The 23,826-nt window shown below is 72.0% G+C and carries 22 protein-coding genes; 13 read left to right on the forward strand and 9 right to left on the reverse strand.

The genetic code is table 11. From position 1 onward, the window contains the following. Positions 1–6: 6 nt before the first annotated feature. The gene (locus tag caldi_RS09955; protein ID WP_264841614.1) at positions 7–1,908 is read right to left on the reverse strand and encodes a sigma-54 interaction domain-containing protein; all 1,902 of its coding nucleotides are present in this window, start codon (positions 1,906–1,908) and stop codon (positions 7–9) included. 267 nt (positions 1,909–2,175) lie between these two features. Here caldi_RS09955 and pruA point away from each other — a divergent pair, with 267 nt between their 5' ends. From pruA to caldi_RS09995, 8 genes are all read left to right on the forward strand, one after another. After that, positions 2,176–3,732, forward strand: coding sequence for an L-glutamate gamma-semialdehyde dehydrogenase (gene pruA / locus caldi_RS09960; protein WP_264841615.1), 1,557 nt, complete (start codon positions 2,176–2,178; stop codon positions 3,730–3,732). 66 nt (positions 3,733–3,798) lie between these two features. Next, complete coding sequence (locus tag caldi_RS09965) at positions 3,799–5,013, forward strand: branched-chain amino acid ABC transporter substrate-binding protein (protein WP_264841616.1); 1,215 nt, start codon at positions 3,799–3,801, stop codon at positions 5,011–5,013. A 68-nt stretch (positions 5,014–5,081) separates the two neighbouring features. Next, positions 5,082–5,981 (forward strand): branched-chain amino acid ABC transporter permease, encoded by a 900-nt coding sequence (locus caldi_RS09970; protein ID WP_264841617.1) that lies wholly within the window; start codon positions 5,082–5,084, stop codon positions 5,979–5,981. A 14-nt stretch (positions 5,982–5,995) separates the two neighbouring features. Continuing rightward, positions 5,996–6,970: a branched-chain amino acid ABC transporter permease gene (locus caldi_RS09975; RefSeq protein WP_264841618.1), complete on the forward strand. Its 975-nt coding sequence runs from the start codon at positions 5,996–5,998 to the stop codon at positions 6,968–6,970. Beyond that, the gene (locus caldi_RS09980; protein WP_264841619.1) at positions 6,957–7,736 is read left to right on the forward strand and encodes an ABC transporter ATP-binding protein; all 780 of its coding nucleotides are present in this window, start codon (positions 6,957–6,959) and stop codon (positions 7,734–7,736) included. Before caldi_RS09975 ends, caldi_RS09980 begins: the two co-directional genes overlap by 14 nt. After that, the gene (locus caldi_RS09985; protein ID WP_264841620.1) at positions 7,733–8,464 is read left to right on the forward strand and encodes an ABC transporter ATP-binding protein; all 732 of its coding nucleotides are present in this window, start codon (positions 7,733–7,735) and stop codon (positions 8,462–8,464) included. The genes caldi_RS09980 and caldi_RS09985 overlap by 4 nt, the downstream gene beginning before the upstream one ends. Positions 8,465–8,527: 63 nt before the next feature. Further along, a complete protein-coding gene (locus caldi_RS09990; protein ID WP_264841621.1) occupies positions 8,528–9,454 on the forward strand; it encodes a proline dehydrogenase family protein in 927 nt (308 codons plus the stop codon). A 5-nt stretch (positions 9,455–9,459) separates the two neighbouring features. Next, entirely contained in the window at positions 9,460–10,608 is a 1,149-nt protein-coding gene (locus caldi_RS09995) for an NAD(P)/FAD-dependent oxidoreductase (RefSeq protein ID WP_264841622.1), read from the forward strand. A gap of 14 nt (positions 10,609–10,622) precedes the next feature. Here caldi_RS09995 and caldi_RS10000 read toward each other — a convergent pair whose 3' ends face one another. Together caldi_RS10000 and caldi_RS10005 are read right to left on the reverse strand one after the other, a co-directional pair. Further along, the gene (locus tag caldi_RS10000; RefSeq protein ID WP_264841623.1) at positions 10,623–11,234 is read right to left on the reverse strand and encodes a DedA family protein; all 612 of its coding nucleotides are present in this window, start codon (positions 11,232–11,234) and stop codon (positions 10,623–10,625) included. A gap of 84 nt (positions 11,235–11,318) precedes the next feature. After that, a complete protein-coding gene (locus caldi_RS10005) occupies positions 11,319–12,167 on the reverse strand; it encodes a deoxyribonuclease IV (protein WP_264841624.1) in 849 nt (282 codons plus the stop codon). 200 nt (positions 12,168–12,367) lie between these two features. Between caldi_RS10005 and queG the strand changes: the two genes are divergently transcribed. Then, complete coding sequence (gene queG / locus caldi_RS10010) at positions 12,368–13,582, forward strand: tRNA epoxyqueuosine(34) reductase QueG (protein ID WP_264841625.1); 1,215 nt, start codon at positions 12,368–12,370, stop codon at positions 13,580–13,582. Between the two features lie 7 nt (positions 13,583–13,589). Here queG and caldi_RS10015 read toward each other — a convergent pair whose 3' ends face one another. The 3 genes from caldi_RS10015 to mqnE form a co-directional block, all read right to left on the reverse strand. Further along, positions 13,590–13,913: a HesB/IscA family protein gene (locus caldi_RS10015; RefSeq protein WP_264841626.1), complete on the reverse strand. Its 324-nt coding sequence runs from the start codon at positions 13,911–13,913 to the stop codon at positions 13,590–13,592. 74 nt (positions 13,914–13,987) lie between these two features. After that, positions 13,988–15,055: a hypothetical protein gene (locus caldi_RS10020; protein WP_264841627.1), complete on the reverse strand. Its 1,068-nt coding sequence runs from the start codon at positions 15,053–15,055 to the stop codon at positions 13,988–13,990. A gap of 31 nt (positions 15,056–15,086) precedes the next feature. After that, entirely contained in the window at positions 15,087–16,190 is a 1,104-nt protein-coding gene (mqnE, locus tag caldi_RS10025) for an aminofutalosine synthase MqnE (RefSeq protein WP_264844780.1), read from the reverse strand. A gap of 229 nt (positions 16,191–16,419) precedes the next feature. Here mqnE and caldi_RS10030 point away from each other — a divergent pair, with 229 nt between their 5' ends. The 3 genes from caldi_RS10030 (at position 16,420) to caldi_RS10040 (ending at position 18,599) form a co-directional block, all read left to right on the forward strand. Beyond that, positions 16,420–16,962, forward strand: a complete 543-nt coding sequence (locus caldi_RS10030; RefSeq protein WP_264841628.1) for a helix-turn-helix domain-containing protein — start codon at positions 16,420–16,422, stop codon at positions 16,960–16,962. A gap of 82 nt (positions 16,963–17,044) precedes the next feature. Continuing rightward, complete coding sequence (locus caldi_RS10035) at positions 17,045–17,689, forward strand: DUF1054 domain-containing protein (protein WP_264841629.1); 645 nt, start codon at positions 17,045–17,047, stop codon at positions 17,687–17,689. 79 nt (positions 17,690–17,768) lie between these two features. Further along, the gene (locus caldi_RS10040) at positions 17,769–18,599 is read left to right on the forward strand and encodes a DUF169 domain-containing protein (protein ID WP_264841630.1); all 831 of its coding nucleotides are present in this window, start codon (positions 17,769–17,771) and stop codon (positions 18,597–18,599) included. A 22-nt stretch (positions 18,600–18,621) separates the two neighbouring features. On the opposite strand, the gene caldi_RS10045 is transcribed toward caldi_RS10040, so the two are convergent. After that, positions 18,622–20,028, reverse strand: a complete 1,407-nt coding sequence (locus caldi_RS10045) for a (Fe-S)-binding protein (protein WP_264841631.1) — start codon at positions 20,026–20,028, stop codon at positions 18,622–18,624. Continuing rightward, complete coding sequence (locus caldi_RS10050; RefSeq protein WP_264841632.1) at positions 20,021–21,472, reverse strand: FAD-binding oxidoreductase; 1,452 nt, start codon at positions 21,470–21,472, stop codon at positions 20,021–20,023. The genes caldi_RS10045 and caldi_RS10050 overlap by 8 nt, the downstream gene beginning before the upstream one ends. A gap of 183 nt (positions 21,473–21,655) precedes the next feature. Here caldi_RS10050 and caldi_RS10055 point away from each other — a divergent pair, with 183 nt between their 5' ends. Further along, positions 21,656–23,074 (forward strand): AlbA family DNA-binding domain-containing protein, encoded by a 1,419-nt coding sequence (locus caldi_RS10055; RefSeq protein ID WP_264841633.1) that lies wholly within the window; start codon positions 21,656–21,658, stop codon positions 23,072–23,074. Here the strand turns inward: caldi_RS10055 and ymfI are convergent. Continuing rightward, on the reverse strand, positions 23,046–23,822 hold the full coding sequence (gene ymfI / locus caldi_RS10060; protein WP_264841634.1) for an elongation factor P 5-aminopentanone reductase: 777 nt from the start codon (positions 23,820–23,822) through the stop codon (positions 23,046–23,048). The genes caldi_RS10055 and ymfI overlap by 29 nt on opposite strands. Positions 23,823–23,826 lie beyond the last annotated feature (4 nt).

Here is a 23,826-nt window from a genome sequence, read left to right on the forward strand (position 1 = left end):
GTTCTTTCACCTCCCGGTTTCGATTGTACCACCCGCCAGTCCGAGGCGGCGCAGCTTGTTGTACAGTGTGGCCCGGGAGACGCCGAGGAGGCGCGCGGCCCGGGCCCGGTTCCCGCCGGTCGCCGCCAGCGCCGCCTCGATCGCCTGTCGCTCGGCCGCCTCCGCGGCGCTGCCGAGGGGCAGGACGGCCGCGGCAGCCGCGCGCCCGGACAAAGCGGCATGCGGCGCCGGGGCAGCGGGCCTCTCCACGGTAGCGGACCTCGCCGCGGGGGCGGGCGGCACCGGCGCGGCCGGATCGGCGACGGCGCGCACCGGCGGCACGATGCGCGGTGCGGGCGCCCGGGGGCTCGCGTCGGCGGAGGGGGACGGCAGCAGGTGCTCGGGGAGCTGGGCGACGCGGATGATGCCGTCGTCCGCCAGCACCACCAGCCGCTCGATCACGTTGCGCAGCTCCCGGATGTTGCCGGGCCAGTGGTACCGGAAGAGCGCCTCCATGACCTCCGGCTGCACGCCCAGGATCCGCCGGTCGTACTTGAGGCTGAACTCCTGCAGGAACTGGTGGATGAGGTCGGGCAGGTCGTCCGGCCGCTCCCGCAGCGGGGGCAGCTCGATGCAGATCACGTTCAGCCGGTAGTACAGGTCCGCCCGGAAGGCGCCGCGGCGGACCATCTCCTCGATGTCCCGGTTGGTCGCGGCGATCACCCGGATGTCCACCGTCTGGGGGCGGGTGCCCCCGACCCGGTAGAAGGTCCGGTCCTGCAGCACCCGGAGGAGCTTCACCTGGATCTCCAGCGGCAGGTCGGCCACCTCGTCCAGGAAGAGCGTGCCGCCGTGCGCCAGCTCCAGCTTGCCCGGCTTGCCCTTGCGTTCCGCGCCGGTGAAGGCGCCGGGCTCGTACCCGAACAGCTCGCTCTCGAAGAGCGAGGGGGGGATCGCCCCGCAGTTGATGGCGATGAAGGGCCCCCGGGAGCGGTCGGAGGCGCTGTGGATGGCCTGCGCGAGCAAGTCCTTGCCTACCCCGCTCTCGCCGCGGATGAGGACCGTCGCCGACGTGCCGGCCGCCCGGCGCGCCAGCTCCACCGCCCGGCGGACTCCCTCGGCCCGCCCGGTGACCGCCCGGAAGGGGTCCCCGGCCCCTGCCTGGCGGAACTGCTCGACCCGGGACTGCAGCGCCTGGACCTCCGTCCGGGCCGCCTGGAGCTGCTCGTTCATGCGGACGAGCCGCGTCACGTCCTGCTCGACCGAGACCGCGCCGACCACCTGCCCGTCCAGCTCGACGGGCGCCGCGTTGATGATCACGTGCACGTCCGGCCGGGGCAGGTGGTAGCCCTGCCGCACCGAGGTCCCGTGCCGGATCGCCTTGAGGCTCCAGAGGTCCTCCGGCCGGAAGAAGGAGGCCAGGGGGCGGCCCAGGATCGCCTGGGGGGAGATCCCGTAGAGGCGCTCGGCGGTCTCGTTCCAGGCGACCACGTTGCCCTCGCCGTCGATGATCGAGATCGCGTGCTCGCTCAGCGTGAGCACCGAGCGGAACCGGGCCTCCAGCAGGGCCAGGTTTCGGGCCACCCAGACGCCGAGGTCGGCAGGGTCGACCGCCCCGCGCACCTGCCCGTCCTCCCCCACCAGTACGGAGAAGCCCTCGTAGAGCGACGGGTCGGTGAGGTCGTCCAGGCTGAGGCCGCGGCGGACCGTCACCGGGCGCCAGGGCAGGTCGGCCGCGGCCCGTTCGTCGCGCCCACCGAGCAGGGGCAGGAGGGCGACCCTCCGCGCGGCGCCGGACGGGAGCCCGTCACGCAGGAGCACCACCACGGGCGCATCGCTCTCCCGGATGGCCCGGACGGGAGCATGGGCGTCGACGGAGACCACCCGGCGTACGGGAATCGTGGCGGGGTCAGGGCGGAGATACGTCATGCCGGCGACCTCCCCGCGGGGTGTCTAACGATCTATACGTCCAGGGAATTCGACACGGCCGGTGTCTATTCCTTGATACATTTCGAGCCAGCCGCGCCGGGTCGTGGAGCCCAGTACAGAGCGAGCCACGTCCACGCCGCATGACTGGCACGATCCTTGCTACACTGTGTCGTGGCCCCCACATCCGGTCCGGGGGACCTGCCGAGAGACCGGGGCGGCCGCCCACGCGGCCGGTGTGCCCCGGAACGGTTCCGGGAGGTGTGGCACGTGGCGGTTGCAGAGTTCCGGAACGAACCGGCCACCGACTTCGGCCGCGAGGAGAACCGCCGGGCGTACGAGGCGGCGATCCGGAAGGTCGAGTCGCAGTTCGGCCGGGACTACCCCCTCATCATCGGCGGCGAACGCGTGACCACCGCGGAGAAGATCGTCTCGCGCAACCCGGCGGCGCCCTCCGAGGTCGTCGGCACCACCGGCAAGGCCGGTCCGGCCGAGGTCGACCGCGCGCTGGAGGCGGCCCGCAAGGCCTTCGAGACGTGGAGCCGCACGGATCCCCTGGCGCGGGCCCGGATCCTGTGGAAGGCGGCGGCCATCATGCGGCGCCGCAAGCACGAGCTGAGCGCCACCATGACCGTGGAGGTCGGCAAGACCTGGCCGGAGGCAGATGCGGACACGGCGGAGGCCATCGACTTCCTCGAGTTCTACGGGCGCGAGATGGCCCGGCTGGCCCAGGCGCAGCCCCTGACCCGCCTGATGGGCGAGGACAACGAGGTCTACTACCTGCCCCTCGGTGTGGGCGTGATCCACTCGCCCTTCAACTTCCCGCTGGCGATCCTCACGGGGATGACCTCCGCGGCCATCGTGGCCGGGAACACCGTGCTGGTCAAGCCCTCGGTCCACACGCCGGTCATCGCCGCGAAGTTCTTCGAGATCCTCGAAGAGGCAGGGCTGCCGCCCGGGGTGGCCAACTACGTCCCCGGCGATCCGGCGGAGATCGGCGAGATGCTCACCACCGACCCCCGGATTCACTTCGTCAGCTTCACCGGGTCGGCGGCGGTGGGCGCGAAGATCCACGAGCAGGCGGCCCGGGTGCAGCCGGGGCAGCGGTTCCTCCGTCGGGTCGTGGCCGAGATGGGCGGCAAGGACGCCATCATCGTGGACTCGGAGGTGGACGTGGACGAGGCCGTGCTGGGCATCGTCACCTCCGCCTTCGGCTTCGGGGGCCAGAAGTGCTCGGCGTGCTCACGGGCGATCGTCCTCGAGGACCGCTACGACGAGGTCCTGGAGAAGGTGACGAAGGCGGCCCAGGCCCTGCGCCTCGGCGACCCGCGGCGGCCGGAGGTCCAGATGGGACCGGTCGGCTCCGAGGCGGCGTACCGGCGGGTTCTGGAGTACATCCAGATCGGCCGGGGCGAGGGCCGCCTGGTGACCGGCGGCGGGGCGCCGGAAGGGCTCGGCGACGGCTACTTCGTCTCGCCGACGATCTTCGCGGACGTGGACCCGCACGCCCGGATCGCCCAGGAGGAGATCTTCGGCCCGGTGCTGGCGTTCTTCAAGGCCGGCAGTTTCGAGGAGGCCGTCGCCATCGCCAACGACACGCAGTACGGCCTCACCGGGTCCGTGTACAGCCGCAACCGGGCCAACCTGGAGTACGCCCGGCGGGAGTTCCACGTCGGCAACCTGTACTTCAACCGCAAGTGCACGGGCGCCCTCGTCGGAGTGCACCCCTTCGGCGGCTTCAAGATGTCCGGCACCGATTCGAAGGCCGGCGGACGGGACTACCTCCTTCTCTTCACGCAGGCGAAGAGCGTGTCCGAGAAGTTCTGAGAGAACACAGCCGCGGGAACGGCCGGAGCTCTGAGCTCCGCCAAACATAAAAGGGGGTCATCGCAGGTGTCCAAGGTACGTCGCGTCGTCACAGCCCTGGGACTGGCCGCGGCCGTCGCCCTGGCAGCGGGCTGCGGCGGCGGGGGTGGATCCGGCGGGCAGCCGTCCGGGAGCCAGGCCCAGGGCGGCGGATCGGGCGGCGGGGAGGCCGCCGGGACCATCCGCATCGGGGTCCAGGGGCCGCTCACCGGGAACTATGCGTACGAAGGTACGGGGTTCGTGCGGGCCATCACCATGCTGGCCGACGAGATCAACCAGGCCGGCGGCGTGAACGGAAAGAAGATCGAGATCCTCAAGGAGGACGACAAGGGCGACCCGAAGGAGGCCGCGCTGGCCGCACAGAAGCTCGTCAGCCAGAAGGTCGTCGCCGTCGTCGGCAGCTACTCCTCCAGCGCCACCGAGCCCGCCCAGCAGATCTACGCCGACGCCGGCATCCTTCACATCACTCCCTCCTCCACCGCCACCAAGCTCAGCGAGAAGGGCATCAAGACGTTCTTCCGCACCGCCTTCATCGACGACGCTCAGGGTCGCTTCGCGGCGAACTTCCTGGTGAAGGAACTGGGGAAGCAGAAGATCGCCCTGGTGCACGACAACTCCACGTACGCCAAGGGCCTGGCCGAGTGGACGAAGAAGTACGTCGAGGAGAACGGCGCGCAGGTCGTGTTCTTCGACGCCCTGAACCCCAAGGAGAAGGACTTCAGCCCGCTCCTCACCAAGCTGAAGGGCACCCAGCCCGACGCCATCTTCTTCACCGGCTACTTCTCCGAGGGCGGGCTCCTGCTGAAGCAGGCCCGTGACCTGGGGATCGAGGCCACCTTCGCGGCCGGCAACGCGAACAACAACCCCGAGTTCTTCAAGATCGCCGGCAAGGACCTGGCCAAGCAGGCGATCATCGTCTCCGAGCCCATGCCGGTCGACCTCGCCGCCCAGAACCCCGACGCCAAGAAGTTCATCGACAGCTACAAGCAGAAGTACGGCGAGGAGCCGGGCAGCGTGTGGATCGTCTCGGCCGCCGACGCCTTCCGGGTGATCGTCGAGGCCATCACGAAGACCGGCAAGACGGACGGCAAGGCGCTGGCCGAGTACCTGCACACCCAGCTGAAGGACTTCCCGGGCCTGACCGGACCGATCAACTTCAACGAGAAGGGCGACCGCACCGGCACCATCCACCGCGCCTACACCTTCGACGACAACGGAACCCTCGTCCCCTTCAAGAAGTGACGTCATCCCCGGCATGAGCCCCGGGCCCGGCAGCGACGGGCCCGGGGCCGGCCCCGGGAGGGGTGCGCGTGCAGGCATTCCTGCAGCAGATCGTCAACGGGCTCACCATCGGGTCGGTCTACGCCCTGGTGGCGCTGGGCTACACGATGGTCTTCGGCGTGCTCAAGATCGTCAACTTCGCGCATGGCGAGCTGTTCATGCTGGGGGCGTACCTGGGCTTCACCGCCGCCGTCACCTGGACGGAGGTCGCCCGCACGGCGACCGGTCTCATCCTCTTCACGCTCGGCGCGTCGCTCGTCGTCGCCGTGGTCGGGCTGCTCGTGGAGCGGGTGGCCTACCGCCCCCTGCGCCGGTCGAGCCGCCTGGCCACCGTGGTGTCCGCCCTGGGCGTGTCGATCTTCCTCCAGAACGCCGTGATGCTCCTCTACGGACCCAACTACCAGGTGTACCCGGAGGGCCTCGTCTCCGACCGGGCGTGGCAGGTGTTCGGCGTCGAGATCACGCTCATGCGCGCGGCCATCCTGGCCACCTCGCTCGCCCTGATGGCGGGCCTGTACTTCTTCGTCATGCGGACCCGCCTCGGGATGGCGACCCGGGCGGCCGCGATCGACCAGGACACGGCCCGGCTCATGGGCATCGACGTGGACGCCATCATCCGGCTCATCTTCTTCCTCGGGCCGCTGCTCGGGGCCGTGGCCGGGATCCTGGTCGGCCTCTTCTACCGCCAGATCAACTTCACCATGGGCTGGACCTACGGCATGAAGGCCTTCACGGCCGCCATCCTGGGAGGCATCGGCAACATCCCCGGGGCGATGGTGGGCGGGCTCCTCCTCGGCATCCTGGAGACCCTCGGTGCAGGATACGTGTCTGCCGCCTGGAAGGATGCCCTGGCCTTCTTCATCCTCATCGGGATCCTCATCCTGCGGCCGACCGGCCTCCTGGGCGAGCGCGTGGCGGAGAAGGTGTGACAGGGGGTGAGGCCATGCTCGCAAGTCCGGGCGCCCGCCGGCTGGCCCTCGGGGGCCTCGCCCTGGCGGCGGCGCTCCTGCCTCTGGCGCTGACGAACTACTGGCTCGACGTGCTCACCTTCTACGGGCTGTACGTCCTTCTCGGCCTCGCCCTCAACGTGGTGGTGGGTTACACGGGCCTGTTCAACCTCGGCCAGGCGGCCTTCTACGGCATCGGCGCCTACGTCACCGCCATCCTCAACACCCGCCTGGGCGTGCCCGTCCTCCTCACCCTGCCCGTGGCCGCCGTGGCGGCCGGCGCCGTGGCCTACGCCGTGGGCCGTCCCATCCTGCACCTGCGCGGCGACTACCTGGCCCTCGTCACCATCGGGCTGGGCGAGATCACGCTCATCGCCATCAACAACGACGTCTTCGGGCTCACCGGCGGGCCGAACGGCATCTTCGGCATCGACCGGCCGTCCGTCCTCGGTTTCGTCTTCGGAACCTCGCTCCGCTATTACTACCTCGTCTGGGCGGTCGTGGCCGTGGTGATCGGGCTCCTGCACCGGCTGGAGAACTCCCGGGTGGGGCGGGCCTGGATGCTCATCCGGGAGGACGAGGTGGCCGCTGCCGCGGCCGGCGTCGACGTCGCGGCGTACAAGACCCTGGCCTTCAGCCTGTCCGCCGCGCTGGCGGGCGCGGTCGGGACGCTCTACGCCGGGAAGATGACGGTGATCGCCCCGGAGAGCTTCAGCACCTGGGAATCGGTCCTGATGTTCAGCATCGTGATCCTGGGTGGCGCCGGCTCCATCCCGGGCGTGTTCGTCGGCGCCCTCGGCATGGTGGTGCTGCCCGAGCTCTTCCGGGACTTCTCGAACTGGCGAATGCTCGTCTTCGGCGCCGCCATGGTGGCGATGATGGTCTTCCGCCCGGCGGGCCTGTGGCCGGCACGTCCTTCCGCAGCCCCGGGGCGGCCCGCGAAGGGAGGTGCCCGCCGTGCCGCTGCTTGAGCTGGAGCGGGTGACGCGGCGGTTCGGCGGCCTCGTGGCGGTCCAGGACGTCTCCTTCACGGTGAACGAGGGCGAGATCCTGGGGCTCATCGGGCCCAACGGCGCCGGGAAGACCACCGTGTTCAACCTCATCACCGGCATCCTCCGCCCCGACAGCGGCCACATCCGCCTGGACGGGACCGACATCACCGGCTGGAAGCCGCACGCCGTCGCCGCCCGCGGGATCGCCCGCACGTTCCAGAACAACCGGCTGTTCTGGGGCCTCACGGTCCTGGAGAACGCGCTGGCCGGCCAGCACAGCCGGGGCCGGGCCGGGGTCCTGGCCTCGGTCCTTCGGACGCCGGCGCAGCGGGCCGAGGAGGAACGGATGGCCGCGACCGCGCGCCGCAGCCTGGAGCGGCTGGGGCTCTGGGAGCGGCGGGACCTCCCCGCCCGGTCGCTCCCCTACGGCGACCAGAAGCGGCTGGAACTGGCCCGGGCGCTGGCCTCCGAGCCGCGACTCCTCATCCTCGACGAGCCGGCCGGCGGGCTCAACGAGGAGGAGACGGCCGAGCTGGCCGAGATCATCCGGGGCATCCGCCGGGACGGCATCACCGTGCTGGTGATCGAGCACGACATGAGCCTGGTGATGGGCCTGTGCGACCGCATCGTGGTGCTGGACAACGGGCAGAAGATCGCCGAGGGGACCCCCGCCCAGGTCCAGTCCGACCCGGTCGTGATCGAGGCGTACCTGGGTCGCGACCAGGCGGAGGAGGTGGCGGGATGACGCGGCTCCTCACCGTCACCGACCTGCACGTGTACTACGGAAGCGTCCACGCACTCAAGGGCGTGAGCCTGGAGGTCGCCGAGGGCGAGGTCGTGGCCCTGCTGGGCGCCAACGGCGCCGGGAAGACGACCCTCCTGCGCACCATCTCCGGCCTCGTCCGGCCCCGGCAGGGCGAGATCCGGCTGGGCGACCGGGTGATCACGCACCTGCCCGCCCACGAGATCGTCGCACTGGGCGTCGCACACGCCCCCGAGGGCCGGCGGGTGTTCGGCACGCTCACGGTGGAAGAGAACCTCACGCTGGGCGCGTATGTCCGCGGCGCCACGCCGGAGGTCGAGGAGACCCGGGCCTGGGTCTACGACCTGTTCCCCCGCCTCCGGGAGCGCCGCCGCCAGATGGCCGGGACGCTCTCCGGCGGCGAGCAGCAGATGCTGGCCATCGGCCGCGCCCTCATGGCCCGGCCCCGCCTCCTGCTCCTCGACGAGCCTTCCCTGGGGCTCGCGCCTCTCCTCGTCCAGTCGATCTTCCGCACCATCGCCGAGATCGCCCGGCAGGGCGTCACCATCCTCCTGGTGGAGCAGAACGCCCGGGCGGCGCTGCGTCTGGCGCAGCGGGGTTACGTCCTCACCACCGGGACGATCCTCGCGTCGGGCTCCGCCGCCGAGCTGATGGCAGGGGATCGGGTGAAGGCCGCCTACCTGAGCGGCCGCTCTGCCCTGACGAGCTGAGCGGGTCCCGGCCGGCCGCCCTGCCGCCGCACCCACGTCATCCTCTCCAAGGGGGCTTCGGCTATGGACGCCACACTCCTCGCCCGCCGTGCCATCCTCTCCCTCTTCCTCAACCCGACCGTGGCCGGAGCTGCCCAGCGCTACGGCATGAAGCTGGGTGCGCTCCGGTTCATCGCCGGGGCCGAGCGCGCGGACGCCATCGCCGCGGTGAGGCGCCTGAACGAGAAGGGCATCGCCGCCACCCTCGATTACCTCGGCGAGAGCGTGACCCGCCCGGAGGAGGCCGAGGCGACGGTGCGGGAGTACGTGGAGCTTCTCGGCGACATCCACCGGGCCGGGGTCGACTCCAACGTCTCCATCAAGCTCACGGCCATGGGCCTGGCCATCGACGCCGACCTGGCCCTGGCCGGCGCCCGGCGCCTCGTGCAGGAGGCCGCCCGCCTGGGGAACTTCGTCCGGATCGACATGGAGGACACACCGTGGACCGACGCCACCCTCCGGATCTACCGCACCCTGCGGGCGGAGGGGCTGGACAACGTCGGCGTGGTCATCCAGGCCTACCTGTACCGGAGCGAGAAGGACCTGGAGGACCTGGCCGCGCTGGGGGCCAACGTGCGCCTCTGCAAGGGTGCTTACAAGGAGCCCCCCGACCGGGCGTTCCCCGACAAGGCGCAAGTTGACGCCAACTACCTCAAGCTCGCCGCCCGGCGCCTGCGGAGCGGGCTCTACACGGGATTCGCCACCCACGACGAGCGGGCGATCGCCTTCGTCAAGGAGGAGGCGCGCCGCCTCGGCCTCGGCCGGGACCGCTTCGAGTTCCAGATGCTCTACGGGATCCGGGGCGACCTCCAGGAGCAGCTGGTCCGGGAGGGCTACCGGGTCCGGGTCTACGTGCCCTACGGCACCCAGTGGTACCCGTACTTCGTGCGGCGGCTGGCCGAGCGCCCGGCCAACGTGGCGTTCGTGCTCCGCAACATCCTGAGGGGCTGATGCCGGTGGCCGAGACCGCGGACGTCGTGATCGCGGGCGGGGGGATCGTGGGCCTGGCGACCGCCTACTACCTGGCCGCCCGGGGCATCCGCGACGTGCTCGTCCTGGAGCGGGAGCCGGCGCTGGTGACGGGGTCGACGGCCCGCAGCGCCGGCGGCATCCGCCTGCAGTTCTCGACCGAGGTCAACATCCGGCTCTCCCGTTACGGGCTGGAGGTGCTGCGGCGGTTCCGCGACGAGTTCGGGGTCGACCCGGCCTTCCGCCAGGTGGGCTACCTGTTCCTCCTCAGCACCCCCGAAGAGGAGGCGGCGTTCCGCCGGAACCTGGAGCTGCAGCGGCGGCTGGGCGTGCCGGTGCACTGGCTGGAGCCGGGCGAGGTGGCCCGCGACTTCCCCTGGGTCAACCCGGAGGGGCTCGTGGGAGCCACCTTCTGCCCGGAGGACGGCCACGCGGACCCCTACACGGTGGCGATGGCCTTCGGCCGTCGGGCCCGGGAGCTGGGCGTGCGGGTGGCGACCGGCCGCTCCGTGACCGGGGTGCGGGTGGCCGGAGGACGGGTCCGGGGGGTCGACACGCCGGCGGGGCCGGTGGAGGCGCCGGTCGTCGTGAACGCCGCCGGGCCGGACGCCGGTGCGGTCGGCCGGATGGCGGGCGTCGACGTGCCGGTCGAGCCCTACCGGCGCCAGGTCTTCGTCACGGACGCGTTCGCCGGGCTCCCGCGTGAGATCCCGCTCACGATCGACTTCGCCACCTCGTCGTACGCCCGCCGGGAAGGCGACCGGGTCCTCTTCGGCATGAGCGACCCCGAGGAGCCGCCGGGCCGGCCCCTCGTGGTGGACGACGCCTTCCTCGTGCGCGCCGCCGCCACGATCGCCGCGCGCATCCCGGCCCTCGCCGAGGCCCGCGTGGCCCGTGGGTGGGCGGGCTACTACGAGGTGACGCCGGACCACAACGCCATCGTGGGCCCCGTGCCGGAGGTCGAGGGGCTGTACGTGGCGGCGGGGTTCAGCGGCCACGGCTTCCAGCACGGGCCGGGCGTGGGCCGGGTGATCGCGGAGATGATCGCCGGCGAGGAGCCGTTCCTGGACGTGCGCTCCCTCTCGATCGAGCGCTTCCGCACCGGCAAGTCCCTGCGGGAGCAGGGCGTGGTCTGACGGCGCCTCCGCCCTCAGCGACCCAGCCGGGGGCGCCCGAGGCCCCGCAGCGCCAGCAGGACCAGGGCGGCGAACCCGGCGCCCGCGATCCACGTGAGGGGCAGCCGGATGTCGCCCCAGCGCTCCCCCAGGGCATACCCGGCGTAGGCGAAGCCGTAGGACCACGGCAGCGAGCCCAGAAACGTGAGCCAGAGGAAGCGGGCGGGCGGCATCCGGGCGATGCCGGCCGGGATGGAGACCAGCGTGCGCGCGCCCGGGAAGAAGCGCGCGCCGAACACTGCCAGCGCGCCCCACCGCTCGAACCAGCGCTCCAGCTGCTCGAGCGCGTCCGCCCGGAGGCGAATGGCCGGACCCCAGCGACGCACCAGGGCCCGGCCGCCGGCGCGCGCGGCCGCGTACGCGGCGGCGGAACCGGCAAGGAAGGCCAGGTTCGCCATGAGCACGAGCGCCGGCAGCCCTCCCCCCCGCCGGGCCGCCAGGAAGCCGGCGAAAGCGAGGATGGGCTCGCTGGGGACGGGGACGCACGCCCCGTCCAGGAACATGAGGATGGCCACGCCGATGGGCCCCCAGTGCGCCGCCGCATCGGCCAGGCCCCCTCGCCACAGCTCGCTCAGGCCTCCCGCCACGGCGTCACCCCCGCCAGAGGGCTACGCCGGGTCGGGGCGGCCTATGCGAGCCGGAGCCACCCCGGCGGGCTCCGGCGCGGCAGGTCAGTCGCGCTCCGCCAGGATCTCCCGCACGGCCCGGATCTCGTCCGCGTACTCGCGGATGTCGTCCACAGGCGTTTCCAGGACGACCGGCAGGGTACGGATGAAGGGGTTCTCCAGGATGGCACGGATGCCGGCCCGGCCCAGGTGCCCCCGGCCGATCAGCTCGTGCCGGTCCCGGTGCGAGCCGAGCGGCGTCTTGGAGTCGTTGAGGTGCAGGCAGCCGATGCGGTCCAGGCCGATCACCCGGTCAAAGGTCTCCACCATCCCCGCCACCCCCTCGGGGGTGCGCAGGTCGAAGCCGGCGGCGAAGAGGTGGCACGAATCCAGGCACACGCCCAGGGCCGGGTGCCAGTCGGCGGCCTCGAGGATCCGGCGCAGGTGACCGGGTTCGTAGCCCACCTCGCTTCCCTGGCCGGACATCGTCTCCAGGAGGAGCCGGGTGCGCCCGGCGTACCCGTCGAGGGCGTGGCGGACCGCCCCCGCGATGCGCTCGATCCCTGCGTCGACCCCTTCGCCCACGTGGCTGCCGGGGTGGACCACCAGCACGTCCGCGCCGATCCGGTCGCCCCAGCGGAGGTCCTGGTACAGCACGTCCCGGGCGAAGCGGTACGCGTCCGGCTTGGGCGAGGCGAGGTTCACGGTGTACGGGAAGTGCCCGACGAGGGCCTGCACCCCCAGGGCGGCGCGGCGCTCGTTGCCCTCCTGGATCTCGCCGTCGGTCATGTCGCGCTGCTTGCCCCCGCGGGGATTGCGGGTGAAGAACTGGAACGTGTTCCCACCGAGTTCGACGCACAGGTCCATGGCGGCGGCCAGTCCGGCCGTGATGGTGAGGTGCGCGCCCAGGATCAAGACACAAACCTCCTTCCGGATCATCTTACCACATGCGTTCCGCCCGCCTCGGACCGGCCGGACCGGGACCAGGCAGAACCGGTGCCGCCGGCAGGAACGCCAGCGCGCGCACGCCGGTCGCACCGGCCGGGTCGCGCCACGTCCGGCGAACCCCGAGGTGACCCTGCGGTGCTACACTGGATCGCAGGAGGCTTGTGGCGGTGCGGCTGGAGGACGAGCTGAAGGCGTACGCCCGGTCCATCGGTCTGGACGCCGTCGGCATCGCGGCGGCCGGGCCCTTCGCGCCCGAGCGCGACGTCCTCCTCGACCGGCAGGCCCGGGGGCTCCGTACGACCTTCGAGGAACCGGACGTCGAGCTCCGCACCGACCCGCAGCGCCTTCTTCCCGGCGCCCGCTCGATCGTCGCCGTCGGGGTGAGCTACCTTTCTCGGGCACACGTGCCCGGAGCCAGGGACGGGGAGTCCGGCGCGGACGGCCCGCGTGGCTTTCTGTCCCGCTACTGCCGGGGACCCGACTACCACGTGTACCTGCGGGAGCGCCTGCGGCTCCTGGCTGCCTGGCTCGCCGCGCGGGTGCCCGGGGCGCGCACCTACGCCTTCGCCGACACGGAGCCACCCATCGACCGGGCGGTCGCCGAGCGGGCCGGACTCGGCTTCTACGGCCGCAGCGGCCTTCTCATCAGCCCCGTGTACGGCACCTGGCTCTTCCTCGGCGGGCTCCTCACCGACGTCCAGCTCGAGCCCGACCCGCCCTGGCACGGCACGTGCGGGAACTGCACCCGCTGCGTGGACGCCTGCCCCACCGGGGCGATCATCGAGGACGGGGTGGTCGACCCGCGCCGCTGCCTGTCCTACGTCACCCAGATGAAGGGCTCCCTGCCCGAGGACCTCCGGGAGCCCCTCGGCAACATGATCTTCGGCTGTGACGTCTGCCAGGACGTCTGCCCGTACAACCGGCGCCCCTCCGTGCGGGCCGGCGATCACCCGGAACTGTCCGCCCTCCCGCAGGTCGGCGGCGACGACGGACCCCTCCTGGCCGAGCTGATCCGCCTCTCCCCGGCCACCTTCCGGTCCACGTACGCCCGCACGGCGGCCGGCTGGCGCGGGAAGACGGTGCTGCAGCGCAACGCGGCCGTCGCGCTCGGCAACAGCCGGGACCCCCGGGCGGTGCCCCTGCTGGCGGAAGCGCTGGGAAACCCTTCGCCGGTCGTGAGGGCACACGCGGCCTGGGCCCTGGGCCGGCTGGCCGCCGCCCTGCCGGACCTGGCCCCGGAGGTGCGGGAGATCCTGGAGCAGGCGCTGGCCACCGAGACAGAGCCGGCGGTCCGGCAGGCCCTCTCGAAAGCCGCGAACGACGCGAAAACCCCCGCCGGAACGGCGGGGGAGACGCCTGTCCGTCCGGGCGGGCCCGGGTAGCCGCGGCTCAGTGGTGGCCGTGGCCCCCGCAACCGCAACTGGAGCGCACGTTGGGGTTGTGGATGGCGAAGCCGCTGCCCTGGGGATGCTCGACGAAGTCGATCTCCGCCCCGTCGAGCAACTCGGCGCTCTCGGCGTCCACCAGGAGGCGCATCCCGCCCTGCTCCACGACCTCGTCACCGGGACGGGGGCTCCGGTCGAGGCTCATGTGGTACGCGTAGCCGCAGCAGCCGCTCCGGGTCACCGCGATCCGCACCGCGAGCAGCTCGCCCTTCTCGGCGATGATCTCGCGCAGCCGGCCGGAAGCCCGCTCCGTCAGGGTGATGACCACGCTCCCTGCACCTCCTCTCAGACGTCTGCGCCCATTCTAACATACGCATCGCATTTCTGGCACCGGCGCCCGCCTCAAAGTTCGCCCAGCCGGCGCACCACCGGCTCGCCGCCGGCGTCGCGAATGAGGCGCTCCGCTTCCTCCGGGGTGAAGGGCCCCTCGCGCCCGGCCGCCAGCTCGAGCCGCTCCACCTCGAGGTGGGTGCCGCCCAGGTCGTCCGCGCCGCCGCCCAGCGCCACCTGGGCGACCTTGGCCCCCAGGACGAGCACCGACGTCTGGACGTGCGGAACGTTATCGGCCAGGAGGCGGGCCAGGGCGACGGCTCGCAGGTACCCGTACGCCGGGGTCCGGGCCGAGGCCGGGAGCACCGCCACCGCAGTGAACCCGGCGGACCCCGCGGCGAGGAGGCGGTCCTGCAGCGCCCGCAGCCGCAGCAAGTACAGGGCCTGGTCCCGGGGCGACTCCCCCGCCCCGACCGGCAGCGTGGCCACCAGGCGCAGCCCCGTCCGGGCCGCCGCCAGGGCCGCCTCCTCCCACTCGGGCCACGGCCCGCTCAGGAGGCGCCGGGCCTCCTGCCCGCGCATCCCCTGCACGGCGTCGAGTGCCGCCGCGGGGAGGACGTCCGCCCCGGCCGCGCGCAGTCCGGCCGCCAGCTCCGCTGCCGGCCTCCCTTCCCTTTCGGCCCACAGGATCAGGTCCGTGGCCGAGAGGGCCACCAGGCGCATCCCGGGCGCCGCCGCCCGGACGGCCCGGACGATCGCCATGAGGTCGTTCCAGGAGAGGTCCCTCGGGTGGCCCCCCTGCAGCACGGCCTGCACGGCTCCCCGCGCGGCGGCCTCGGCGGCCCGCGCGGCCGCCTCCTCCGGCCGGAGCCGGTACGCCCCCGCCGCGCCGGGCGCCGGCCCCTCCCCGCACATGGGGCAGCCGGCGTCGCAGGTGCCCGTGTAGGCGATCGTCACGTCCGGAGCGTACCCGACCTGTGCGCCCCGCCGCCGGGCCATCTCGCCGGCCGCCAGGGCCAAGAGCGGCACCTCGGCTTCCCCGGCGAGGAGCAGGGCGCCGGCCTCGTCGGGGCGGCGCCCTTCGAGCAGGTCGCGGAGAACCGCCGCGACACGGGCCGATCCGTACGTCACCGCCGGCACGTGCGATACCCCCGTCAGCAGTCGATCCCCATCAGGCGGGGATCTTCAGGATCCGGTAGTACGGGTCCCGCTCCGCCGGGATGAGCCCGGCGCCGCGGATGAGGTCGACCAGCTCGCGCTCGCTCTGCTCCAGCGGCGACGTCGAACCCGCGAGATGGTAGATCCGCTCCTCCCGGATGGTACCGTCGACGTCGTTCGCGCCCCAGCGGAGCGACACCTGGGCCATCCGGGGCGACATCATCACCCAGTACGCCTTGATGTACCGGAAGTTGTCCAGCAGCAGGCGGGAGGTGGCCATGATGCGCAGGTCGTACCACCCTGTCGGGCCGGGAAGGTGGGCAAGCTCCGTGTTCGTCGGGTGGAAGGCCAGCGGAACGAAGCACTGGAAGCCGCCGGTCTCATCCTGCAGCTCCCGCAGGCGCTCCAGGTGGTAGACGACGTGCCGGGGCTCCTCGACCGTCCCGTACAGCATCGTGGCGTTCGACCGGATCCCCCGCCGGTGCGCCAGGCGGTGCACCTCGAGGTAGCGCTCGGCGCTCATCTTGCCCTTGCAGATGACGTCGTGCACCTCGGGGTGCATCTGCTCCGCCCCGCCGCCGGTGATCGACCCGTGGCCGGCGGCCTGCAGGCGGTCGAGCACTTCGTCGAGCGAGAGCTTGAACTTGCGGGCGAAGAAGTCGATCTCCACCGCCGTGAAGGCTTTCAGGTGCACGTGGGGAAGCGCCCGCTTGATGGCGCTCAGGAAGCCCGTGTAGTACTCGAACGGAAGGTCGGGGTGCAATCCGCCGACCATGTGAATCTCGGTGATGCCGGCGCTCGCCCAGGCCCGGGCCTTGGTTACCATCTCCTCGATCTGGAACGTATAGGCGTCGGGGTCGTCACGGGTCTTGCCGAAGGCGCAGAACTTGCATACATTGTGCAGGACGCAGACGTTGGAGTAATTTATGTAACCGGCGTTGTTGTAGTAGACGTGGTCCCCGACCCGCACGTGGCGGGCGAGGTCCGCCAGCATCCCGATCGCTGCCAGGTTCGGATGGGTGAGGATCCGGACGCCGTCCGCCCCGCTCAGCCGCTCGCCGGCCTGCACCTTCTCGTAGATGTCGTAGAGATCGCGAGGCAGGAGCGCCTCGATCACCGGCGCCAACGGACATCCCTCCGCAGCCACTGGTCGGGGCTATTGTACACCTCCGGCGTCGGAAAAGGAAACACCTGCGGTTTCGGGAAGCGACTCCGACACGAGGCAACGGAGCAATCCGGAAAACCCGCCCCGGTTGCGACTTTCGCGTTTTTCCCCGCTGGCGTGAAATGAATCTTGACCTTCGTGAAACCGCAGGTTTATACTCTTAACGAAGGGAGGCGCAAGAATGGTTGATACCTATACGACCCTCACGGGGGCCGTTATCGACCTGGGCAACCTCACGCCGGAACAGCGCCAGTTCTTCGTCCGTTGCCTCGAGGCCTACCGGCAGGAGATCAGCTGGCCCGACTTCATCAACCTGGTGCGGGGACGGGAGAATCCCCTCCTCCGCGAGACCGGGGCGATCACGAAGGAGGTCACCGAGCACCCGCTCTACAAGGTGCTGAGCGATCTGGAGGAGCGGCTGGGCGTCCGGCAGGGCTGGACCCGGCCTCAGGGCGGCGCGGACGTCCACCGGGACCCGACGGAGGACCGGTGGGTGTCGGTCGCCGAGGCCGCCCGCATGAAGGGCGTCAGCGTGCCGGCGATTCACAACGCGGTCCGGCGGGGCGATCTGGTCGCCCGCCCGGCGGGCGCGGGCAGCCGCTTCCTGGTGATCTCGGTGCGCAGTCTGGAGGCCTACCGCCCGCGGCGTGTCCGGCGCGGCCGCAAGGACAGCGAGGCAGCCGGGGATGCGCCGGCGGAGGTCGAGGCCAGGGAAGGCGAGTGAGGGCTTGCAGCGATCGGCACCCCGGGCTGGGCCCGGGGTTTTCTTCTTTCCGGATGGTACAATAGCAACGAGGTGACACAAAATGTTGGCCTTCTCAGGCTTCGAGCCCGATGATTTCGAGGTGTTCGCGATTCCCGGCCTCGGGCCCCGGATGGCGGCCATCAAGGAGCGGCTCCGGCCCAAGCTGGAGGCCATCGGCCAGGCGCTCGCCCCGACGCTCACCGAAGCGACCGGGGTCCCGTTCGTCATCCATGTGGCCCGCCACGCCCGGCGCACCGTGAACCCACCGGACCACACCTGGGTGGCGCTCGGCACGAATCCCCGCGGCTACAAGGCGCACCCGCACTTCGAGGTCGGCCTGTGCGCCACCCACGTCTTCATCCGGGCCGGGCTCATCTACGAGGCGGACACCCGTCCCGCCTTCGCCGACGCCCTCATCGCCGCGCTGCCGGAGGTCCGGCGGGCTCTCCCGGCCCACTACCGGTGGTTCGACGACGCCGACCCGGGCGAGGGCAAGCGCCACGGCGACATGACCGGCGCCGACTTCGAGGCGCTGGCGCAGACGCTCCGGCACCGCCGCGACGCGAGCGGCCTGGCCGGCCTCAACGTCGACCGGGAAGAGGCCGTCCGGCTGGGCGGGGCGGGGTTCCTGCAGCTGGCGGAGGAAACCTGCCGGACACTCGTCCCCGTGTGGCGGCTCGCCGCCGGGGCGGCCGCCCGCACGTAGCAAGCGTACGACCCGACAGGGAACCACCCCGCGCCGGCGAATTCCCACGCTAGAAGACTCCGGCGGGGAGGCATGGACCATGCCGCAGACCGAGGCGCTCGACCCGAGGGCGGTGGCCGAGGCCATCGACCGCCACGTCCGCCCCGAGACCTTCCCGGTGGCCATCCGGGTCCTGCGCGGCGGTGAGCCGCTCCCACCCAAGGTCCGGAGGCCGCTGCAGGACATGGGGATCCGGATCAGCATCTGCCAGGGCATCTCGATGGCCCGGCGCTACGGCTGGTCGATCGCCATGGGCGAGGAGGACCTCTCCTGCCCGATCGCCCTGGTGGCCTTCGGCTTCGCCCCGGCCATCCCGTACTACACGGAGGGCAACCTCGCCGCCGGCATGTACGTGGAGACCTGCGGCCAGGGCAAGCTCACCGAAGAGGAGGTGCCCCGATTCGCCGCGGAGGAGGCCGGGGTGGTGGTCGCCGCTCCGCTCGCGCGAGCGAACTTCGAGCCGGAGACCGTGCTCGTCTACGGCAACTCGGCCCAGGTCATGCGGCTGGTCACCGCGGCCCTGTGGAAGCGCGGGGGCGCCCTCACCAGCGCCACCGCGGGGCGGGCGGACTGCGCGGACATCGTGGTGAAGACGTGGCGCACGGGCGAGCCGCAGTTCATCCTGCCCTGCTACGGCGACCGGGTCTTTGGCCAGACGCAGGACCACGAGATGGCCTTCACCATCCCCTGGAGCCGGGTGCCCGAGCTGCTGGAGGGCCTCGAGGGAACCCACCGCGGCGGGGTACGCTACCCCATCCCGCACTATCTGCGCTATGAAGCCCGGTTCCCGGACACGTACGAGCACATGAAGCAGCTCCTGGAGGAGGCCAGGCGCCAGGCGAGCGCGGGCACTCCCCGTCAGGACGGCTGAGCCACCACGAACGCCACGGGGTTCACTCCCGTGGCGTGTCCGTCAGCGCGCGGTCCAGGACCTGCGCCAGGTGCAGGACCTCCACCTCGGCGCCGAGGCCGTGCGTGCGCACGCCGTGGGCCATCTGCAGGTGGCACCCCGGGTTCGCCACGACGATGACCCGGGCCCCGGTGGCCGCCGCGTGGCTCATCTTCTCGTCCAGGACCGCGCCGGCCATGGCGGGCTGCAGAAGGTTGTAGATCCCCGCGCTGCCGCAGCAGCGGTCGGCCTCCTCCATCTCCACGAAGCGCAGACCCGGGATCGCCCGCAGAAGCTGACGGGGCTGCGCCCGCACCCCCTGCCCGTGGGCCAGGTGGCACGAGTCCTGGTAAGTGACGGTGAGGGGCAGCGGCCGGAGCGTGGCGTCGCCGAGGCCGTGCTCGGCCAGCCACTCGCTCAGGTCCCGGACCCGGGCGGCGAAGGCTGCCGCGGCGGGGTCGTCCGGCAGGAGGTGCCCGTACTCCTTCAGGTGTGCCCCGCAGCCGCCGGCGGCGTTCACGATCGCGTCCACGGGACCCAGCCGCCCGAACGCCTCGACGTTCTGCCGGGCCAGGCGACGTGCGGCTTCCCGGTCGCCGCTGTGGGCGTGGAGGGCCCCGCAGCACGTCGCCGCCGCGGGGATCACCACCTCGCAGCCCGTGCGGCTCAGCACGCGCACCGTGGCGAGGTTGACCTCCAGGTAGAGGGCGTCCTGGATGCAGCCCGGAAAGAAGGCCACGCGGTGCCGGCGCCTGCCCTGCGCCGGGACCACCCAGCCCGACCCGTCCGGTAACGGCCGGAGGAGCCGCTCCCACTCCGCCCACAGGCGCCGGTCGGGCGCCGGGGGCATGGAAAGGCCCAGCTCCCGCAGGTGAGCCGGCACCAGCCCGGTCGCACGGCGCAGGAGCGGGCGTGCGGCCGAGGCCAGCCGCACTGCCGCCCGCAGCCGGCCACGGTGCGGGAGCAGGTGCCGGAGGGCCAGGCGCTGGAGCAGGCGGCCGAGGCGGGAACGCCGCCGCGCCAGGGACGGGGCGATGGCCGACCGCGCCCCCTCGAGGACCCGCCCGTAGCGGATCCCCGAGGGGCACGCCGTCTCGCACGCCCGGCAGCCGAGGCAGAGGTCGAGCGGGCCGGCCACGGCGTCCGGGCCAAGGGTGCCCTCGACCAGCGCCCGCACGAGCGCCAGGCGGCCCCGCGGCGAGGCGGGCTCCAGGCCGGTCTGCCGGTAGGTCGGGCACGCCTCCAGGCAGAAGCCGCACTTCACGCAGCGAAGCGCCTCGTCGTACTCGGCCGCCAGGAGCACCGCGAGGGGGCCCGCGGCCGCGCCGGCGCCGCGCCCGGCCGCCGCGGCCCCGCCGGGATCGGCAGGGGGGGCGGGCTGGAGGGCGACCTCCCTCTCCGGCTCAGCCACGGGTCCCACCCCCCGTCGGGGCCGGCCCGGGCTCGGCCGCCGGCGCCGCCTCCGTGGCCTGGGGTCCGTCGAGCGCCATCTTGCCCGGGTTGAGGATGTTCAGCGGGTCCAGGGCCCGCTTCACGGCCCGCATGACCTCCATGCCGACGGGGCCGACCTCCCACTCGAGGAACGGCGCCTTCAGGAGACCGATCCCGTGCTCGCCGGTGAGGGTGCCACCGAGGTCGAGCGCCACCCGGGCCAGGTCCGCCAGCCAGGCCTCGACGCGGGCCCTCTCCTCGGGCCGGCGGGGATCCATCACGACGTTCGGGTGCAGGTTCCCATCCCCGGCGTGGCCGTAGACGACCATCGGCAGGTCGCGGTAGCGCTCGCGCAGGTACTGGAAGCGCCGGATGAAGGCCGGGATCTCGCCGGGCGGAACGGTCACGTCCTCCCCCACCTTGATCGGCCGGATGCGGGTGAGGGAGGGGTTGATCGCGCGGCGGGCCTGCCAGAGCTCGGCCGCCTGGGCGGCATCGGCGGCCACCCGCACCGCGCTCGCCCCGTGAGCCTCGCACAGCTCGGCCACCCGGCGGGCCTGGCGGTCGACGGCCTCGGCGAAGCCGTCGACCTCGATGATGAGGACGGCCTCCGCTTCTACCGGCAGCCCGGCCTGGAGGTAGTCTTCGACAACCCGGAGGGCGGTCTGGTCGACGAGCTCGAGGGTCGTGGGCACGATCCCCTTCGCCACGATGTCCCCCACGGCAGCGCTGGCGTCCGCCAGCCGGGGGAACACCCCGAGGAGGGTCCGCTGCGTCTCGGGCTGGGGAATGAGGCGGAGCGTCGCCCCGGTGATGACCCCGAGCGTCCCCTCGGAACCCACCAGAAGGCGCGTCAGGTCGTAGCCCGTCACGTTCTTGACCGTCTTGCCGCCGGTCCGGAGCACCTCGCCGGAGGCCAGGACGACCTCGAGGCCCAGCACGTAGTCCCGGGTCACGCCGTACTTGAAGCACCGGGGGCCGCCGGCCCCCGTGGCGATGTTGCCGCCGATCGTGGAGACCTTCGCCGACGCCGGGTCCGGCGGGTAGAACAGGCCCTCCCGGGCGACCTGCCGCTGCAGTTCGGCGGTCACGACCCCCGGCTCGACCACGGCGAGGAGGTTCCGGGTGTCGATGTCCACGATGCGCCGCATCCGGGTGAGGCTGAGCAGGATCCCGCCCCGGACGGGGACCGCCCCGCCCGCCAGCCCGGTGCCGGCGCCCCGCGGGGTGACCGGGATGCGCTCGGCCGCCGCCAGCCGCACGATCTCCTGGACCTGCCGGGTCTCCGCCGGCAGCACCACCACGTCCGGGCGCCCCGTGTGCCACGTCGCGTCGAAGGAGTAGCAGACCAGGTCCTGCGGCTCGGTCAGCACGTACTGCGGGCCCACGATGGACTGCAAGGCCTGGATCACGCGCGCGTGCACAGCCGACCCCTCCCGTGCCACGATCTGTCATAGCTTCCATGCCCGGCACCATGCATCCTGCCGTGTGATGGGGGACCGCCTCCGACCGATCGTATCCGCGCGCGATCATCGGTCGATAGGCTTTATCGCTAGGTTATCGCTAGGGTATAATGCATAGTAGAGCGTTACACGGGAAGTGTCCACATGGAACGTCAGGAACTGAAGGCGCTCGAGGGTCCATTCGTGGAGTTCAAGCGCCAGTTGGACGACCCGCTCGCCCTGGCCCGCACCCTGATCGCATTCGCCAACGGGCGGGGTGGGCGCATCATCGTCGGAGTGGACGATCGGACACGGGAGCCCGTGGGCATCCCGAGCGACGACGTTCCCTCGCTCGAGGAGTGGGTGACCAGCGTCGCTTACGACCGGTGCGAACCGCTCATCGTCCCGGTGGTCCGCACGGAGTGGTGCGAAGGACATCTTCTCTTGGTCATCCACGTCTACCCCGGCCCGGAGAAACCCTATCACCTCAAGGGAAGGCCGCCGTCCGAGTCCACGTACATCCGAGTGGGTTCGACGAGCCGGCTCGCCGACCGGGAGACGATCCGCCAACTGGAGCGGGAGAGCCGCAACATCGGGTTCGACGAGACGCCGGTCTACGACGCTACCCCGGACGACCTCGACACGGGGCTGATCAAGGAGTACCTCCGATCGCGCCACCAGCACCGTGGCACTCCACCGGAGGACGTGACGCCCGAACTTCTACGCAAGCTCCGGGCCACCGTGAGCGAGCAAGGCCGCGTCTACCCCACGGTGGCGGGGATCCTCCTCTTCACGACCCAGCCGGATCGGTTCCTCCCGAACGCCCGCATCCGGTGCGCCCGGTTCAAGGGGACCACGACCGACGAGTTCATCGACCAGCAGGAGATCACGGGTCCCCTCTGGGAACAGGTCGACCAGGCACTCAAGTTCGTACGGCGGAACATCCGGCTCAGCGGCCGGATCGAAGGGGTGCGGCGGGTGGACCGGTACGAATACCCCCTCGATGCCGTTCGCGAAGCCGTGGTCAACGCGGTCGTACACAGGGACTACTCCATATCCGGTCAGGACATCCGGCTCGCCATCTTCGACGACTGCATCGAGATCACCAGCCCGGGCCTCCTGCCGACCGGGATCTCGGTTGAAGAACTGGGAACCGGGGCTTCCGAGGTGCGAAACCGGGTCATCGCCCGAACACTGAAGGACATGGGCCTGATCGAGGAATGGGGGCGCGGCACGCGGATCATGAAAGAGGCGATGGCCGCTTGGGGCCTTCCCCCTCCCCGATTCGAGGAGAAGGGTCGCGATTTCCAGGTGACCCTCATCGGCCCGGGGCCCGGCGGGGTGGGGGCGATTCCCCCCGACGTGGCGGCCCGCCTCACCCCGCGGCAGCAGGAGATCTTGCACCTGGCCCTGGCGCGCGGCGGGGTCACCGCCGGCGACGTGCAGAGCGCCTTCGGTCTCTCACGGGCCGCCGCCTACCTCCACCTGCGCGGACTCGTCGACAAGGGCCTGCTGCAGCCCGTGGGCACGAGGCGGTGGCGGCGCTACGTCCCCGTCACATGGCCCAGCCGCCGTTCACGCTGACCACCTGCCCGGTGATGTACGAGGCGCCGTCGGAGGCGAGGAACAGGACCGCCTCCGCGACGTCCTCCGGCCGGCCGATGCGGCCGAGGGGGATCCGGCGAACGAGGTCCTCCCGGTCCGCGGGGGTGAGGTCGGCGAGCATCTCCGTCTCGATGGCTCCGGGGGCGACGGCGTTCACCGTGATGCCCGCCGGGGCCAGCTCGCGCGCCAGGCCCCGGGCGTAGCCGGCGAGCGCCGCCTTGGCGGCCGCGTAAGCGGCCTCACCGGCGGCGCCGGTGAGGCCCCAGATCGACGAGATGAGGATGATCCGGCCGGCGCCTGACGCCCGCAAGTAGGGCAGGGCCGCCCGCACGCAGGCCACGGCGCCCCCCAGGTGGACGGCCCACAGCCGGTCCCACTCCGCCGGCGTGGTGTCCAGGATGAGCTTCTCCAGGGCGACCCCGGCGTTGTGAACCAGGACGTCCAGCCGGCCGAAGGTCCGGGCCGCCGCCTCGACGAGCCGCCGGGCCTCGCGGGGGTCGGCCACGTCCGCCTGAGAGGCGAAGGCGGGGGGCACGTCCCCGGTGCGCTGCGCGCCGGCGCCAAGTCGCCGGATCGCCTCGACGGTCGTCTGGGCCCCGGCCACATCGTGGCTATAGTTGACGCACACGGCCGCGCCGGCACGGGCCAGCGAGAGGGCGATCGCCCTGCCGATCCCGCGCGACGCCCCTGTCACCAGCGCCGCCCTGCCGGCGAGCGGCCCCACCATCCGG

This window comes from Caldinitratiruptor microaerophilus (assembly GCF_025999835.1).
In the GTDB taxonomy this organism is placed as follows: domain Bacteria; phylum Bacillota; class Sulfobacillia; order Symbiobacteriales; family ZC4RG38; genus Caldinitratiruptor; species Caldinitratiruptor microaerophilus.